The 20,002-nt window shown below is 41.8% G+C and carries 4 protein-coding genes; all 4 read left to right on the top strand.

The features are described 5' to 3' along the window. Positions 1-34 precede the first annotated feature (34 nt). Positions 35-11,293 (top strand): non-ribosomal peptide synthetase/type I polyketide synthase, encoded by an 11,259-nt coding sequence (locus JMN32_RS22835; protein ID WP_202858706.1) that lies wholly within the window; start codon positions 35-37, stop codon positions 11,291-11,293. 148 nt (positions 11,294-11,441) lie between these two features. Next, a complete protein-coding gene (gene asnB, locus JMN32_RS22830) occupies positions 11,442-13,316 on the top strand; it encodes an asparagine synthase (glutamine-hydrolyzing) (protein WP_202858705.1) in 1,875 nt (624 codons plus the stop codon). 98 nt (positions 13,317-13,414) lie between these two features. After that, the gene (locus JMN32_RS22825) at positions 13,415-16,690 is read left to right on the top strand and encodes a non-ribosomal peptide synthetase (protein WP_202858704.1); all 3,276 of its coding nucleotides are present in this window, start codon (positions 13,415-13,417) and stop codon (positions 16,688-16,690) included. Positions 16,691-16,737: 47 nt separating this feature from the next. Next, entirely contained in the window at positions 16,738-19,998 is a 3,261-nt protein-coding gene (locus tag JMN32_RS22820; RefSeq protein ID WP_202858703.1) for a non-ribosomal peptide synthetase, read from the top strand. Positions 19,999-20,002 lie beyond the last annotated feature (4 nt).

Raw genomic sequence — 20,002 nt, 5'->3', positions numbered from 1 at the left:
TTGATATAAAGATTCAAATAATCAATAAATCTTTGTGAAAAATACTTTTACATCTTTTATAGATATAGCTAGATCGCAGGCTGAGAGTAGCCCTGATGCTACGGCATTCATTTTTTTAAAGGATGGCGCCAATGAATCAGGTGTCCTTTCTTTTGAAGAATTGGATACCAGAGCCAGGGCCTTGGCGGTCCAATTACAGGAAAAGGGTCTGGAAGGCTCTTCTGTGTTATTGCCCTTTCCCTCTAGTTTAGATTTTATTGTTGCTTTTGTTGGCTGCATGTACGCCAGAGCGATTGCTCTTCCATTTCCGCTTCCAAGTCAGAATAAGCCACTGGAGGCTATGCAGCGCGTAATAAAAGATGCAGATGTAAAATGTATTTTAACTAATAACCAAGGGTTTCAGTCCCTTTCTAAAAATAAACATTATAAGGTCCTGGCAAATCTTCCGGTAGTTACCATTGAGGAGCTGGACATTGAAAAAGCATCAAAATGGAAAGTTGGGGAAATAAACCCTGACGATCTGGCCTTCATTCAGTATACTTCAGGTTCAACCAGCGCCCCTAAAGGGGTCATGGTTAGTCATGGGAACGTGGTACACAATGTAAAGGCTATCAACAATATTTTTCAGATCTCCAAGGGTACCGTAGCAGTAAGCTGGTTGCCTTTCCATCACGATATGGGGTTGATAGGAAATCTACTGGGTTCTATTTCAATTGGTGCTAAGCTGATTTTACTGCCACCTATGTCATTTTTGCAAAAGCCGATCAAGTGGCTAAAAGCAATTTCGAAATATAGAGCAGAAATAACAGGAGGGCCTAATTTTGCTTATGACCTTTGTATTGAAAAAGTTTCTGAAGAGGATATATCTTCCCTGGATCTAAGTTGCTGGAAAGTTGCATATAATGGAGCCGAACCGGTGAAAGCCTCTACAGTGAGCCGTTTTACGGACAAGTTTGCTGCAGCGGGCTTCAGATATGAGTCTTTCCTACCCTGCTATGGGATGGCCGAGAATACTTTATTTATTTCCGGTGAAAGGAAAAAGCCAGGAAGCATAGAAGTTGATGGTCGTTCATTGGAAACCGGAGACGTAGTGCAGGCTACTTCTAGTATAGGCAAATACACTAGTACTTTTGTTAGCAACGGAACCGTCGACGGTGATAGCAAAGTTTCAATTGTTGATCCCTCAACCTGCCGCAGGGTAGATGAACTGCAGGTAGGGGAAATTTGGGTGTCAGGTGATAGTGTTGCACAAGGCTATTGGAAGCAGGAAAAACTGACCGAAAAAATATTTGATGCTCATATATCAGAGACTGGGGAGGGGCCATTTCTTCGAACCGGTGATTTAGGCTTTGTATTTGAAGGAGAACTTTATATTACAGGGCGCTTAAAGGACTTGATCATTATTAGAGGCAGAAATTTTTATCCGCCAGACATCGAGCTGACAGTAGAGCAGTCTGATCAATGTTTAAACCCTTTAGGAATTGCCGTTTTATCCTATTCCCTAGAAGGCAGGGAGTTTTTGGTAGTTTTGGCCGAAGTTAAAAGAACTGCTATCCGGTCACTTGATGTTCAGGAAGTTTGCAGCACCATAAGAAATGCTGTAAGAAAATATCACGATCTGGATGTGGATGCCATCAGCCTGGTAAAACCCATGACGCTCCCTAAAACTTCTAGTGGTAAATTGAAGCGCTATGCCTGCCTTCAGGACTATCGTGAAGAGAAGTTATCACTTATAGGGGCATGGAAAAAGGATGGTGATGATTTAGGCACAGAAAGTAACAATAAACCGGTTGAGAACTCAATCTCCGGTCTATCTAGAAGAGAAGTAACCGACTTATTGGTTAACCTTATTTCAAAAGCGTTGCACATCAATAAAGAAAGCATTGATATTCAACGTCCGTTAAGCGAATATGGGTCTGATTCAATGGCCGCAGTGGAGATCTCCAATGAATTGAGCACCCATCTGAACAGGGAAATCAACCCTACACTCATTTACGACTTTCCGACCATAGAGAAGATTGCCGTTCATTTAGCGGAAAACCAGAGCAATAACCAAGGAGTAAGTCGGAATCATTCACTCAAGGAAAATGAGTACGTTGCTATCATTGGAGCCGAGTGTAGGTTTCCAGGTGCACCGGATATCAAATCCTATAGTTCTCTGCTATATCAAGGTAAGTTTGGAGTAGAGAAAGCCTCTGAAGAACGTTGGAGAGATAGCGAAATAAAGCAGTGGTTAAAAGAAATTGATCAGGAATCCCCAGTATTTAAAGGAGGATTCATTCAGGATGTAGATAAGTTTGATGCAGACTTTTTCCGGATTTCCCCTCGTGAAGCACGGAATACAGATCCACAACAACGCCTGCTGTTGGAAGTTGGCTGGCATGCTTTGGAAAATGCAGGGATACCCCCTTTATCGCTATCAGGTAAAAAAGTTGGTGTTTTTGTTGGTGTCAGCAGCAATGATTATGCTCACCTGCAACCTTGGGAAGCGGATAACATTGAGCCTTACTCAGGTACAGGAAATGCTTTAAGTGTAGTGGCTAATCGTTTATCATATTTCCTTGATATCAACGGGCCAAGCATGAGCGTAGATACGGCCTGTTCATCATCACTTGTTGCCATACACCAGGCTTGCCATAGCCTTATTGACCAGAGTAGTGATATGGTACTTGCCGGAGGGGTTAACCTGGTTTTAAACCCTAAAGTTAGTGCCGTATTTGATGAAGCTGGTATGTTGTCTAAAGATGGTAAATGCAAGACCATGGATGCCACGGCAGACGGCTACGTTAGAGGAGAAGGGTGTGGCGTAGTTATACTTAAGCGACTTTCTGATGCTTTGAATGACGGGGATATCATTCAGGCCATTATTAAAGGTACAGCTGTAAATCATGATGGAAGAAGCAATGGGCTGACCGCGCCTAATGGTCCGGCCCAGAAAAAAGTTATTACTGATGCCTTAAGAAATGCAAAAGTGTCCGTGGATGATGTAGGATACTTTGAACTTCATGGTTCCGGTACACCTCTGGGAGATCCTATTGAGGTAAACTCATTGGTTTCTCTGATACAAGAGCAGGGTAGTAAAGCTGCTAAACATTGGTTAGGTGCTGCTAAGGCTAATATAGGTCATTTGGAATCTGCTGCAGGTATTGCAGGTCTTATTAAGTCCGTAATCCTGTTAAATAAAAAACAGATTCCACCGCAAATTAATTTTAGTCAGCTGAACCCAAACATTTCACTTCAGGATTTACCCATTGAAATAGCTAAAAAAATTGAACCTTGGCATACCGCTGAAAACCATAAACGCATTGCCGGAGTAAGCTCTTTTGGATTCGGAGGCACCAATGCTCATGTTATTGTAGAAGAGTATTCGAGAGAGATAAAGAAGTCCACTGCAGATTTGCATGAAAGAGGAGAACACCTCATGTGTTTATCTGCTGCTACAGAGCCTGCACTTCGTCAGTTGGTGGAGAAATACCTCACGTATCTGTCTAATGACGAATATGATTTTGCCGACATAGCTCATTCGGCAAATAACGGGCGTTCTCACCTGTCATGTCGATTAATCGTCAGAGCTACAAATACCCGTGAAGCGGTTGGTAGACTACAAAGCTATTTAAATAGCGAAACTCATATACCAGGGGTTGAATATGCAGACATATCCTTAAAACCTGAACCGAGAGTAGCCTTTCTTTTTACGGGACAAGGAGCCCAGTACTTTGGTATGGGTAAGCAACTCTTCGAAACCAATGCCTATTTTAGAGAGATTATAACCACCTGCGACCACCTGTTGAAAGATAAATTTGACCTGCCTCTTATTGAGATACTTTATGCTGGCGGTGATGAAGACAAAATTCATGAAACAGCTAACACGCAACCGGCGTTGTTTGCCGTGGAGTATGCTCTGGCTCGGTTGTGGGAATCGTGGGGTGTGGTACCTGATGTAGTTATAGGGCATAGTGTAGGAGAATATGTGGCAGCTTGCATTGCAGGAGTATTTAGTCTGGAGGATGGACTTATGCTTACTGCTGCCAGAGGAAAGCTAATGCAGGAGCTCCCTTCGGGAGGGAAAATGATTTCCGTATTTACATCGGCGGAAGAGGTAAGAGGAGAGATAGAAAATTACGATGACAAAATATCTATTGCTGCAATTAATAGCGCCGATCAGGTAGTACTTTCTGGTGATGGAAAACTCTTAGCTGAAATTTGTCAAAGCCTGGAGGCAAAAGGCCATAAAACTGTTGAGCTTAATGTTTTACACGCTTTTCATTCGCCGTTGATGGCACCTATGCTGGATGATTTTCAGCAAATTGCCAGTCAGGTTCAGTATCGAAAAAGCCAGATCCCGGTTATATCTAATGTGAGTGGAAAGCTTGCAGGAGAAGAGATGAGTACACCGAGCTATTGGGTAAACCATATTCTTGCTCCGGTAGACTTTCATGAAGGACTTAAGACCTTGGCGGCCCAAAAATGTGAAGTTTACTTAGAGGTTGGGCCAAAACCAGTATTAACCCCTCTGGCAATACAGAGTGATGCTGATTCTGGTAGAAGCCACCTTTATAGCTTAAAGCCGGGGGCAACTGAATGGGAGTCCCTTCTGACAACTTTGAGCAAACTCCACACCTCTAACTCCCCTATAAGCTGGGAGGATTTTGACCAATGCTACAACCGCAGAAGGGTGGTACTTCCAACTTATCAATTCCAGCGCAAATCGTATTGGCATAGTAATCATAGCCAACCTCAACAACCTATGGCAGAACCAGTAACAGAATTTGATACCCATTTGAAAAAAGAGGAAATTTTAAAAAGTATTAAGACTTTGATTGCCGAAAATCTGGAGATGGATATTTCGGAAATCAATGATCAGAAGTCCTTTCTGGATATGGGGGCAGATTCCCTGGTATTGGTGAAGATTATTCAGACCATTGAGAAACAATATAATATCAACATTACCATTCGCCAGTTCTTCGAAGAATTGCACAATATACAATCACTGGCCGGGTATATCTATAGGAACCTGCCACAGGAAGTGAAAAATGCTAGTGTGGTTCGGGAAGAAACAAATCATGCCGCATATGCCTACGATCCGGATGCTGCCAAAAAGCAATTACAGGGTGCAGCTTCCATGGCACAAAGCAACGGCCACGACGAAAGTTTAGAAGGAATTATTCAAAAACAGCTGGATGTATTTGCTCTTCAGCTGAAATTGTTGGAATCAAGGGGAATGTCAAATGGTGCAAGTAGCATTACGCCACTACCAGCGACAGCGCCTAAGGCCGAAAACACATCTGCTCAAGCTTCAAAAAAGGTTAAGTTCAAAGCCGTTAAACTTGAAGAAGACAGACCACTTACCAGCAAACAGGAGACGTTTATTAAGGAATTCCAGGCCAAGTATAGCCAGAAAACCCAAAAGTCAAAGGACTATGCTCAGCAGTATAGAAAGCCCCTCGTAGATTGGATTAACTCCATAGACTTCCGTTTGTCCCTTAAAGAATTACAATATCCTATAGTCTCTAAAGGCTCTGAAGGAGCATATTTTCAGGATATTGATGGAAATGATTACATAGATCTGGCAGTAGGGTACGGTGTAAACTTCTTTGGCAATAACCCACCATTTCTAAAAGATGCCCTTAGACAACAATTGGAAGAGGGCTACGAACTGGCTACTCAATCTGACCTGGCTGGAGAAATTGCTGAACTTTTGATAGAGTTAACAGGTGTTGAAAGAGTAGTACTTTCCAACACCGGAACTGAGGCAGTAATGGCAGCATTACGGATTGCCAGAGCCAAATCAGGCCGTAATAAAATAGTGATCTTCACCGGATCGTACCATGGTACATTCGATGGAATTCTGGGCCTGCCTGATGGTACCGATGCTAATGCAGTACCTATTGCTATTGGTACTACCCCAAATATGGTCAACGATGTCATTATGTTGCCCTATGGTAGCGAAAGCTCTTTGGAGTTTATTGAGCAACATGCCCATGAGCTGGCAGCAGTAATGGCAGAGCCGGTTCAAAGCAGAAACCCCGGCGTGCAGCCTGGTAAATTTCTGAAGCGGTTACGTGAAGTGACCAAGAAGAATGCAGTTGCCTTGATTTTTGATGAAATTATAACTGGTTTTCGCATTCAGCAGGGGGGAGCTCAGGCTTATTTTGGGGTTAAAGCAGATATAGTATTGTACGGGAAAGTAGTTGGTGGAGGCATGCCAATAGGTATTATCGCCGGAGATGCTGCATACCTCAATCATATTGATGGTGGCATGTGGCAATTTGGTGATGATTCTTACCCTGAAACAGAAATGACCTTCTTCGGAGGAACATTCTGTAAACACCCGTTGGCATTAGCTACAACCAGAGCCACTTTACTGAAAATTAAAAACGAAGGAGAAACTATCTACCCTCGTGTAAACGGACTTACTGAAAAATTTGCTTCAGAGGTCAACGAATTTTTCACCAGATTGGAAATCCCAATTAAGGTGGTTCATTTTGGCTCTGTCTTCAGGTTTGAGTCATTCGGAAAGTATGCTGCATTATTGCAACCCATAGAGATGGACCTGTTTTTCTATCTTTTGATAGCAAAAGGGGTGTTTACATGGGAAAGAAGAATATGTTTCTTTTCTGTTGCCCATACGGAGAGCGATGTGCAGGCTGTTATTAAGGCAGTAAAAGAAAGTATTCAGGAATTACAACAAGGAGGTTTTTTCCCGGAGAGCAGGCAGTTTGATGAAAATGAAGAGCAAACAGCCAGTGATGTTGTAAAAACCTTTCCTCTTTGCGAAGCACAGAAACAGCTTTGGATATTGGCACAAATGGATGGCGATATGGCATCCGTTGTCTATAATTTCTCCTCAGGTCTGGCACTTTCAGGACCTGTTAATATGGCCAACCTCAAACGCGCCATGGAGTTGCTTATCGACAGACATGAGGCTTTACGAACATCAATAGATAGCAAGGGAGATGTACAGCACGTAAAAAGGCGCTCAGATGTTGATCTGCCGGTTACAGACCTTTCTGATCATAAAGAAGAGAGTGCAGATAAGGCATTTCAGGTTTGGAACAGAGCTGAAAACCGGATACCCTTTGATTTAGTAAACGAGCCTTTGTTCAGGTGCCACTTAGTGAAAATGAGCAACGAAGAGCATGTACTCAGTCTCACTGTCCATCACATTATTTTAGATGGCCTTTCAGTTTCGCTGATGCTTGGCGAAATGATAGAGATCTACTCGGCTTTGTGTGAAGGAAGAGCACCCAAGTTGGAAGTAGCCATGCAATACAGCGATTTTCTTGAATTGAGGGAAAATGACAGGGATAGTGATGAATGGAAACATGCAGAAACATATTGGTTACAAAAATTTGCCAATGATTATCCGGTACTATACTTACCTACCGATCGTGAAAGACCGCTGGTAAGAACTTATCAGGGCAATAAACTGTCAGCAAAATATGGTAAAGAATTGGTAGACCAGGTAAGGCAGTTGAGCGTGAAGCAAAACAGCACACTTTTTATGACCCTGTTCTCCGTTTATAGTGTGCTGATACATAAACTATCCGATCAGGATGATCTGGTCATTGGAGTGCCCGAGACAGGCCGTGTATATGACAATAGTCAGACAGTAGTAGGGTATTGTTCACGTTTACTACCCGTGCGTTTGGCATTTGATCAATCACAAAGTTTTGAAGAGTATTTAAAGTGTACTCGTTCTACCTTGTTGGAAGGCTTCGAAAATAGTCGCTACCCCTACGCTGACCTGATCAATGAACTAACGAAAAAGGCGGACCTTAATAAGCGACCTCTGGTAAGTGCGACCTTCAATATGGAGCCAGTTTCGCGTCTGCCTAAGGTATTTGAACTTGAAACTAAAATTTTATCAACCACTCAGGATTTTTCACCCTATGATCTCAATTTGAATGTGATCGATGAACAGGGAGAGATCACCATTGAGTGGATATACAATACAGATATTTTTGCAGAGGAGACTGTTCATAAGTTTATGGACTATTTTAAAAACCTCATTGAAGGCATTATAAGTCAGCCTGATGCAGAAATTGATAGCCTTTCCTTATTAAGTAGTACAGAAAGGCAAGCATTGCTAAAGGATGAGAGCCTACAGTCAGTACCTCAGGAGTGTATTCATGAATTATTCGAAGCGCAGGTCGTAAAAACTCCTCACCGTAAAGCTATTACGGATGGACAACAATCATTGACCTATTCAATATTGAATGAAAAGGCCAACCAACTCTCTTTTTATTTGCAGAAAAAGGGCGTTAAGCAAGGTGACATGGTTGGTATTTTTATGAACCGGTCTGTAGATGCTGTAATTTCAATGTTGGCCATTTTAAAAACGGGGGCAGCATATGTAGCCTTAGATACAGCAAACCCGGCTTCGCGTCTTTTATATATCCTAAATGATGTTGAGCCAAAGATACTCCTGGCTTCATCACAGCTAATTGACCGGTTGCCCGAGTATGATGTAGAAGCCATCCTAATTGATCAGGAATGGAAAGTAATTGCAGAAGAAAAGATAACTAACCCGGAACTGGAAATATCAAACACAGGTCTGGCTTATCTGGTATATACATCCGGTACAACCGGAAACCCCAAAGGAGTAATGACCAAGCATTTGGGAGCTGTTAACTACCTGCAATATTTGATTAGCGAATATCGTCTTACTGATGTCGATATAGCCTTGCAGTTGGCTTCTTTAAGTTTCGATTCTTCAGTACGAGACATCATGGCACCCCTGGTATCTGGGGCCAGTTTGGTAATGCCTGAGGATAACCGTGACTTTCCAGCCCTGCTAAAGCACATTAGCGACCATGATGTCACTTTGATATTAAGTACTGTGCCATCCATGCTCAATGGCCTGCTGGCCACTATTCCTACATTAGATTGGCACAATGAAAGTGTAAGACTCATACTCGTGAGTGGGGAAGCGCTCCATGCAAAAACAGCAGAAAAGGTAAAAGAAACGTTTGGGAAAGGCACATTGTTGGTTAATCAATATGGGCCGACCGAGTGTACGATGACCTCCACTTTTTATAAAGTAGGCGACCTGCCAAAAGACAGGGATAACGTACTGATAGGAAAACCTATACCCAACGCCCAGGTATATATTTTACAGGGAGATGAGCTGTCTCCCGAGGGCGTACCCGGGGAGATCTGTATAGGAGGATGGGGACTTGCGAATGGGTATTGGCGAAAAAGCGAATTAACAGAAAAAGCATTTGTTTCTAATCTACTTGACACTAGCCGTAACAGCAAACTTTACCGTACAGGAGACAAAGGAAGGTGGCTCAATGGTGAACTGGAATTTTTGGGTAGAATTGATAATCAAGTGAAAATCAGAGGGTTTAGGGTTGAGCTTGGAGAAGTAGAAGGTGCCCTGCTAAAACACCCTGGCATTTCATCCTGCGCAACATTGATGGTGCAGGACAATGAAGGAGGACAGGACCTTTACGCTTACATGGTATCAGAAAACCAAGAGCTAACAGTTGATGAGTTAGTTAGTTTTCTGCAAAACCAACTCCCTGAGTATGCCATTCCCTCAAAATTCATTACTATAGATGAGCTGCCATTAACAATTAATGGCAAGCTTGATAGAGTGGCATTATTGGATATTGGGAGTGAACTCGAAGGAAATAAGAATGAACCCGTTACTGATGAGGAAGAAAACCTTCTGGCTATTTTCAGACAATTGCTGGATAAAGAAAATATAGGTATCCATGATGATTTCTTTAAAATAGGAGGTAATTCATTAAAAGCTATTCTCTTGATCAAGAGGGTTTATGAAAAGTACAACAAACGATTCAGTGTTAAAGACCTTTACACCAACCGGACTATCCATAAATTGAGCTTGCTGTTAATAGATGCGGATAGCGCCGATACTGTTGAGATCAAAGCCTTACCTGAAAAAGATAGCTATGACCTGTCTCATGCACAAAACGCTTTGTGGCTGATGGATCAGTTTGAAGATGGGCAGGTGGCTTATAATGTAGCAGGAATGCTGACTTATAATGAAGAGCTCGATACCCAGGCACTTGTTCAGGCATTTGAAGAACTGGTTCGAAGACATGAAAGCTTAAGGACAGTATTCATTCTGGATGACGATAGAGCTAAGCAGAAAATACTTCCCTTTGAAGAAACCGGATTTAAAGTACAGTTTAAAGATCTCAGTGAACTGGATGAGGAAACCATTCAGAGAACTATCGATGAAGAGAAAATAGAAAAGCCATATAGACTGGATAAAGGTCCTCTATTACGTGTTAAGTTGCTTAAGATCAGTCACACCAAATATATAATTTTATGCAGCACACATCATATCGTGTCAGATGGCTGGTCAATGAACGTGCTTCTCAATGAAGTCTTCCTGCGATACAGTGCAATTAAGGATAACAAAGCACTTACATTAGAACCTTTAAGAATACATTATAAAGACTACGCAGCCTGGCTTAATGCACAGCTAACAGGAGAGAAACTGGAGAAGTATCGTACCTTCTGGAAAGAATACTTTGAAGGAACAATATCGCCGTTAGAATTGCCAGTAGATAAGAAACGTCCTGAGCATCCGACCTTTAAAGGTGATGTTATTAGTTTCAAGGTTGATGAAAAATTGACCCAAAAGATACTGGCACTGGGCAATAAAAATGATGCTACTTTGTTTACCACACTAATGTCACTTGTCAATGTCCTGTTATACAGGTATTCAGGTCAGGGAGATATTGTGATTGGTATACCTATGGCTGGCAGAGATCAAAAAGAACTTGAAGATCAAATTGGTTTTTATATCAATCTTGTTGCTTTCAGGTCTGTGTTTAATCAGGACCAGGCTGTTGATGATTTTCTTGCAGAAACGCAGAAAAATATAATCGACGTTCAGCAACATGCATTATACCCTTTTGCTATGCTAACGGATGACCTGGAGAAGAGTAACAAATTAAAAGGGACGGGCTTGTTCAATGTAATGGTACAGATGCAGGATACGCATCAAACCCTTAAGAACAATGAATATACTGACTATATCAGGGAGAATGTAATGGAAACCAACATTGATATAAGCAAGTATGACCTTACTTTTAATTTCACTCAAAGCAAAAGTGAAATTATCATAGACGTGGAGTACAATACGGATCTGTTTTTTACTTCCACAATTGAGAAGCTGAGGGATGATTTCATTTTTATACTGGAAAAGGCTTGTGAAGACTCGGCTATAAAAATATCCAGTCAGGAATTATTGCCACTTGGCGAAAATACTGATGTTTTAAACGAGTTCCTTAAACCACTCGATGAGATATGATGTAGGAGTGTGGGGACAGGAATGAGTCTGTAAGTTAATAAACGTTGGCTTTAGCATACAGCTTGACAAGTTGTGTATAAAGTCATGAAAGTGAGCCTTTTTAGGCGATTAATGATTTCAATGTCAAATTAAAATATACAAATCTGGAATGTGTGGAATTACAGGGATATTCAGTCGGTCAGGAGCAGGAGGTATAAGTGAAGGTTTGGTTCAGCGCATGGCTGATACATTAACGCACCGGGGGCCTGATGAGGCATCGTGCTTTACCAATGAATATATAGGTTTTGGCTTTCGACGCTTAAGTATAATGGATCTTGAGCATGGCCATCAGCCCTTCTTTACGGCTGACAAATCGGTTGTACTGGTCTGCAATGGAGAGATCTACAACTTCAAAGAACTTCGAAGCGAGCTAATAGCCAAAGGGCATGTTTTCAGCACAAACTGCGATGTTGAAGTCATACTTTACCTTTATATGGAATATGGTACAGCATGCCTTGACCGTTTGAATGGACAGTTTGCCTTTGCTATTTTCGATAGCAGGAACCAATCGCTGTTTATGGCAAGAGATCATTTTGGTATTTGCCCCTTATTCTATAGTGTAAAAGATGATCTGGTTTTATTTGGCTCGGAGGTAAAAGCCCTCTTGCAGCACCCGGATATACGAAAGGAAGTAAATATAACCGGACTAGACCAGGTATTTTCATTTCCCGGTATGGTGAGTCCTACTACCATGTTTAAAGATGTGCGTAGTTTAAAGCCCGGACATTATATCATTGCCAATAAAGATGAGGTTAAGGAGTTGGAGTATTGGGATCTTGACTATCCCGTAGAGGATCATGCTTATGAAGATAAGCCGGAATCTTACTACGCAGAGGGTCTGGAACATCATTTGTTGAAGTCAATAAACTACCGTTTAACTGCCGATGTACCTGTAGGGTTTTACCTAAGTGGAGGCCTGGACTCTTCATTAGTTGGAGGTTTGATGAAATCGCTTTTTCCATCAAGTCGTTTTAAGTCCTTTTCCATAGGATTCCCTGATGTTCAGGATAAACAACACGATGAGAGGAATTTCCAAAGGTTGATGGCAGAACATTTGAAGAGCATACATCATGAGATAGAGTTTAACAAAAATGATGTTGAAAAAAGATTAAGGGATGCTGTTTTCTATGCAGAATCTCCTTTAAAAGAAACATATAACACCTGCTCTTTAGCACTTTCTGAGCTGGTAAACAGGGAAAATATAAAAGTAGTTTTATCCGGTGAAGGTGCTGATGAGCTACTAGGAGGCTATGTCGGTTACCGGTTCGACAAAGAACGACAGAGTTTTAGCAACGACAATGACCTGGCCGAAATGCTGGAAAAGCAGATGAGAAAGAAACTCTGGGGAGATCAGGACTTCTTTTACGAAAAACGTCAGCACGAATTTAAGGAAACAAAGCAGGCCTTATATTCAGATCATTTGAATAGTATATATCATGATTTCGACTGCCTGGAAAGATTGGAGATTAACCAAAATCGACTCAACGGCCGTGATAGTTTCCATAAGAGATCTTACCTGGATTTAAAACTGAGGTTATCAGATCACCTGATTGCCGATCATTGCGACAGAGTAAGTTATGCCAATTCGGTTGAAGGAAGATATCCGTTTTTAGACATTGAACTATTAAACTTCATCAGAACCATTCCATCCAAAGTGAAACTGAATGGGCTAAATGAGAAGTACATACTTAAGAAAGTAGCTAAAAAATATGTGCCATCTGATATATCCGACAGGCAGAAATTTAGTTTTGTGGCCCCCAATAGCTCACACCTTTTGAAAAGCAATATAGAATGGGTCAACGACATGCTTTCATATGACAGGATAAAGCGTCAAGGCTATTTTAACCCGGATACCATAGAAAGGTTGAAGACAATGTACAAAGCCGATGACTTTAACCTGTGTCTGCCTTTTGATGATGACCTGCTTATCGTCGTGCTGACTTTTAACATATTTCTTGATCAGTTTGAAATGTCAGGTATCTAGAAGACGATCCAAAAGGAAGAGCAACATTAGTGAGATGTTGAAGAGGTTGAGAACATATTGAAATTATTCAAGTATCACACATTAAAACAGCTAATTCATTGAAGTTCGATTATATACATCAGTGGTTTGAGGAAACTGCAGCAAAACTACCTGATAACCTGGCCTTATCAGGTGAGGGTAGGGAGGTCACTTATTCGGAACTTAACACCCAGGCCGATGACCTGGCAGCCTTACTTTTAAGGTTCGGGAATGGAGGGAAGAAAGTATGTACCATGCTGCCGGGAAGCATAAATCTGGTATCGTCATTGCTGGCCATTTTTAAAGCAGGACATATATATGTGCCATTAAGCGATGAGTTTTCTGATAAGCGATTAAAGCAGATCCTTGAGCAGTGCCAACCAGAAGTGCTGATAATTTCGAAAGCTGATTTTGAATCCGCTAGCGCCAGGTTGAGCGCTGTTAACTATCGCCCGGCATGTTTGATCCTGTTAGACGGAAACAGCGATATTGAATTATATTCATATAGCTCCGGTTCGTGGCATTTAGTACCTCAAAATGATGACCTGCCCAAAGCGAGCCCTCAGGAGCTAACGGACGACAGTTACATATTTTATACTTCAGGCTCTACTGGTGAAGCCAAAGCTATATTGGGTTCTCACAGATCACTGAGCCATTTTATTCATTGGGAAAGCAGTGAGTTTGAAATTGATGATAAACACAAGGTCAGCCATCTTGTTCATCCCGTTTTTGATGCTTCATTAAGAGATATTTTCCTTCCATTGTGTACCGGCTCTACCTTGTGCATACCTGACAGAGCCATCATGCAAAACCCAGTACAATTGGTGCAGTGGATTGAGAACAATAATATTACCCTGATTCATTGCGTACCTAGTGTGCTACGAGTGATCACTGATGAAATAGCTGATGACAGTCAGCAACGATTCAAGAGCCTTCAATACATGCTGGTTTCGGGCGAGCCATTGTATGCTCAGGATGTACGCAAGTGGCGCGGGAAAGTAGGTACACATGTAGAACTTGTCAATCTATATGGAACGACAGAGACTACACTGATCAAGACTTTTCATAGAGTAGAAGCTGAGATAAGTGATGATCAACACATGATACCGGTGGGCAAGCCAATAAGCAATACCGTGGTAGCCATAGTCAATAACCAGCACCTTTGCCAGCCGGGAGAAATTGGCGAAGTATTCATAAAAACGCCGTTTTGGAGTAAAGGATATCTCTTTAACGAGGCCCTTAACCAGCAGGTCTTTGTACAAAACCCATTGATCGCGGGTAGGGAAGATATAGTGTACAAAACAGGAGATCTGGGTGTGTATCTGAAAAATGGCAGCATCGAGATCAAAGGACGGCTTGACCAGCAGGTAAAAGTCAATGGTATCAGGGTGGAACTGGGAGAAGTTGAGCATGTATTACTAGGAGTTGAAGGAGTGGAGCAGGCAGTAGTGACCAGTCATCAGGATGAGAGCGGTACCGTTATGCTCGCTGCCTATTACACAGGGCAGGAGAGGACCCCAGAGGAAATTCGACAATACTTATCCAGGGAACTGAATCAAAATATCATTCCCGGGCATATACAATACTTAAAGGAACTGCCGCTTACCATCAATGGTAAAGTTGATCGTCGTGCTTTACCAAAACCAGGCGATCTGCTCAAAAAGTCATTGAGCTACGAAGCTGTGCAGGGAGCTACGGAAGAGAAGCTGGAGCAAATGTGGGAGGCCATCCTCGACATGGACAAAATAGGAAGGAACACTTCCTTCTTCACCATAGGAGGTACCTCATTAAAGGCTATCAGACTCATTTCAAGCATATACAAAGAGTTTGGGATTATGCTCAAGGTGTTTGACGTTTTTTCTAATCCAACCATAGCCAAAATGGCCCTGTTGTTAGGTGATGCGCCTCAAAAGGGATATAAAGAAATTATAAAGCTTCCTGCAAGTGATCGTTATCCTGCAAGTTTTCAGCAAAAACGATTATGGATATTAGATCAGTTTGAAAAAGAGCAGGTGACCTACAACATGCCCAATGCCTTTGAGTTAAGAGGTACCATAGATCACAAAGCGTTACTGGCAGCTCTAAACGATGTGGTGATGCGCCATGAAAGTCTGAGGACCAGCTTTGTGATGGAAGATGACATCCTATATCAGCGTGTTCAGGAGGATATACCCGCAGGTTTTGAAGCCAGGTATATCGATGTCAGCACTATGGCAGAAAGTGAAACAGAGGCTAAAGCCATTTTATCAGAGGAATTGAATTATCACTTTGATCTCTCAAAGGCACCTTTATTCAGAGCACTGGTCATTCGTACCAGTGAGGATAGTGTGATCCTTTATTTCAATACACACCATATCGTGTTTGATGCCTGGTCTACCTATGTGATGGCCAGAGACATCTTATCGTTGTATAACATGAATACAAAGCCCGGTACACCGGCATTGGAGCCACTAAAGATTCAGTATAAGGATTATGCGGCCTGGCTGACGGAACAACTGGCTGACAAAAAAGAAACAGACGAGCGGTTTTGGCTGGCGGAGTTTGAAAATGAAATTCCAACATTGAACCTTCCGGTTGATCATGCCAGAGCAGATAAGCAGACATTTGAAGGAAGCAAATATAAGTTTCAATTGGATGAGCAATTGAGTGCACAAATTGAGGCTTACTGCAAGGCACAAGATGTAACCCAGTTTAACCTGCTTTTGGCAAGTGTAGAGGCATTGTTTTATTATTACACTGGCCAGAAGGATGTTGTACTCGGAATACCCGTTACCGGCCGTCATCATAATAACCTCGAAGACCAGATCGGGTTTTATGTCAATACCATTGCTTTTAGAATGCAGTTCTCACCTGACACTACGGTTTCTGACTTTGTAAAACAGGTGAAGAAAAAGTCACTCAAAACCTACGAACATGGCATGTATCCATTTGACCAATTGGTAGATAAACTTCAAACCGGATCAGATATCAGCAGATCAAGTTTATTTGACGTGATGGTGCAAATGCAGGATACCGACCTAAAAGAACTGTCCCTCATGCTCCCTGACGACATAGAAATGAGTGAGGTTGCACTGGACTTCAAATCAAGCAAATTTGACCTGACCTTCAATTTTGAAGTGTTGAAGGATAAAAAAGTTCTCAGTGGCTGGATAGAGTATAACACAGCCCTTTTTACAACAGGTACCATTGAACAAATGCATCAGATTATGACTACAATCCTAACGGAAATTACCGAGCAGGAACGTAGCGAGTTAACATTGAAACAACTGAAACAATCATTGAATAGCCGCTTTAACGGTCAGTCAGATGTAAAGAGTGATGCCTTTTCCAGTATGGAAATCTCAGAAGATTTTTAAGAATAGCCACCTATCTGCGGCATAGAGATATTGACAATATCAAGAACATGAAGAAAATAATACACTCGGTGTTTGAAGAAGCAGTATCGCGTTTTCCTGAAAAAACGTGTGTTGTTGATAGCAACCGTGAAATATCATACCAAGACTTAAACCAATTCTCCAATCAAATTGCGGGTACGCTTAGTCAACTCGGAATTACCCAAGGCAAAATAGTTGGAGTTGTCATGCCCTCAAGCGTTGAGTTAGTAGGCTCTATGTTGGGGATTTTCAAGTCAGGAGGCATTTATTTACCCGTAAATGTTTTGCTCCCAGCAAAGAAACTTCAGGGAATTATTGCGGAGTGTCAACCGGAAGTGCTGATAACCAGTAGAGCAGATATTGACCAAATTAAGAATATCTCTTGTGACTATATTCTGGCTGTAGATGACGAGTTAGGTATTAGCGTATTTAAAAATGATGAGGGTAAGCGGAGTGAAATTACCGTTGAACAAGTAACCATCGAAAATCCGCCAATCATCAATGACCCCAACGATGGAAACTATATATTTTATACTTCAGGGTCTACCGGTACTCCAAAGGCTATCCTTGGCTGCCATAAAAGTCTGGCGCACTTTATAAACTGGGAAATAAATGAGTTTGATATTGACGATAAGTGCCGCGTTAGTCAATTAGCCTCAGTTACCTTTGATGCCTCACTTAGAGATATGCTGGTACCACTTTGTGCCGGAGGAACATTGTTTATCCCGTCGGCTGAAGTAAAATCAAATGCAGATATGCTCCTTGAGTGGCTGGAAAAATATAAAATTACCCTGATACATACCGTGCCTTCTATGTTGCGGTTGATCAACAACGCGCTTTCCGGGAGCGAATCACATGTCGGAGAGACATTCAAAAACCTGAACTATTTGTTTTTATCAGGAGAAGCCCTCTTTGGCAAAGATGTGTTAAAGTGGAGAAACCATGTAGGAGATCATGTAAGTGTGGTCAACCTGTATGGAGCCACCGAAACCACAATGATAAAAACCTTTTATCGTGTAGGAGCAGATGTGAGTGAAGATACCCAAAGAATACCTGTAGGGAAGCCAATGTCTAATACCCTGGTAGCGGTGATCAACGATGGAATACTTTGTAAACCCGGAGAAATAGGCGAGATCTACATTAAAACTCCTTTTGTTACTAAAGGATACTTATTTGATAAAGCACTGCAGGATAAGGTTTTTGTACAAAACCCTTTGCAGCAAGAGCATGAAGAGATTGTATATAAGACAGGTGATCTTGGCAAATTATCGGATAGTGGAGACCTGGAAGTTTTGGGAAGAAATGATACCCAGGTCAAGGTAAATGGAATAAGAATTGAGCTGAACGAGGTTGAGAATGCCATACTATCCATCAAGGATATTGCTGAAACGGTGGTATTGCTTCATACCAATAATGACAATGAATCATCTTTAGTATGCTATTATACCAGCGAATCAGTTGACCCGGTAGGGGTCAGAGAAGCGCTGAGCGAAATCCTTGAGCCTTCTATGATACCGCAGTGGATTACCCGCTTAGAATCACTGCCCTTAAGCCTCAACGGCAAAGTTGATCGAAAGGCCTTAGCCAAAAGAGAATTGCAACTTGTAGAGCAAGAATATTCCGCACCCAGCGGAGAAAAAGAGATACGTCTTGAAACCATATGGAAAGAAATGCTGAATCTGCCCAGGGTAAGCAGAGATGCTTCTTTTTTCAGCATAGGAGGAACATCCCTGAAAGCCATTCAGGTTATCTCCAGAATCTATAAGGAATTTAATGTGCTGCTCAAGATTGCAGATATGTTTGATAACCAAACCATAGCTCAGCTTGCAGGCCTTATCGACAGCTCAGGTAAATCAGCTTATGAAGAAATTGTGCCTGTTGCACAGCAGCCTTTCTATGAGGTTACATATGCTCAAAAGCGGTTGTGGATACTGGATCAACTGGAGGAAAACCAGATAACTTATAATATGCCTAGTGCTTATAAAGTCAATGGAGCTTTGGATACGGAAATGTTCAAGGCAGCACTTACAACCGTGGTCAATAAACATGAAATTCTGAGAACCACATTTGTAAATGTAGAGGGGCACCCTAAGCAAAAGGTCCATGAAAATGTAGATTTCCAGCATTGCTATAGTCAGATTGATCTGTCAGAAAAAGAGGATCAGCAGGGGGAAATTAAAAGAATAGCCGATCACGAGTGGAACAAACCCTTTGATCTGGAAGAAGGACCACTTTTTAGAGTTATTCTACTTCTGTTAGGAAAAGAAGAGGTCATTATTCTTTTGAATATGCACCACATCATTTCCGATGGATGGTCAACCGATATTTTAACCAATGAAGTTTTAAGCTGCTATAATTCTCTGAAAGAAGGTAGCTCAGCATTTCCGACTACTTTGAATATTCAGTTTAAGGACTTTGCCCATTGGGAGAACCAGCAGTTAAATGGAGATAATTTAAAAACACATCGTCAGTTTTGGTTAAAGCAGTTTGAGGGAGATATTCCTGTTTTAAGCTTTCCGCAAGCCAAGGCGAGACCCGCAGAGACAAAATATAATGGCGACCACATCCAGTTTGAATTCGACCAGTCCATATTGGCAGACATCAATAAGCTAACAAAGCAAAAGGATGTAACCCTGTTCATGTTTTTACTAGGTCTGGTAAAAGTTCTCCTTTACAGGTATACCGGACAAACGGATATCACGGTTGGAATACCCGTTGCCAACCGTGGGCATAAAGACCTGGAAAACCAGGTAGGTTTCTACGTCAACACCTTGGCAGTGCGTACTCAGTTTAATGCTGAAATGGAATTTGATGCTTTTATGCAGAAGATCAAAACCAATGCGGTCAATGTTTTCAAGCACAGCATCTATCCCATAGACCTGTTGGTGGAAGACCTGGAAATACCTTACGATCAGACACGGAACAGCCTGTTTGATGTAATGGTGCAAATTCAGGATACACAGTCCGCAGTAGAGAACATGCCAGTGGATAATGACCTGCAAATCGAAAAACTCGATATGGGGCATTCCACCAGTAAATTTGACTTTACTTTCGATTTCAGAGTACATGAAGGTAAGCTGATATGTACCATTGAATACAACACCGACATATATGAAGCTGCTTTTGTGGAGAAAATGAAAAACGATATGTTACTGCTGGTGATAAACGTAGTCGGTGACAAAACCGGTTCTCTTTACCACCTGAGAGACCTTCTTATGGATGAGGTGGAGATTAATCAGGTGGAGCAACAGTTTAACGAAGTTAGCTCCGAAATCAGTGATGAATATTAAATGA

Source organism: Fulvivirga marina, assembly GCF_016775155.1.
In the GTDB taxonomy this organism is placed as follows: Bacteria; Bacteroidota; Bacteroidia; order Cytophagales; family Cyclobacteriaceae; genus Fulvivirga; species Fulvivirga marina.
The sequence above is the reverse complement of the archived record's forward strand: the minus strand, read 5'-3'. Positions and strand labels throughout refer to the sequence as shown.

Bases quoted from the DNA above. Each gene is read 5' to 3' on its own strand.
- asnB (WP_202858705.1), top strand. From the start codon at position 11,442: ATGTGTGGAATTACAGGGATATTCAGTCGGTCAGGAGCAGGAGGTATA.
- JMN32_RS22820 (WP_202858703.1), top strand. From the start codon at position 16,738: ATGAAGAAAATAATACACTCGGTGTTTGAAGAAGCAGTATCGCGTTTT.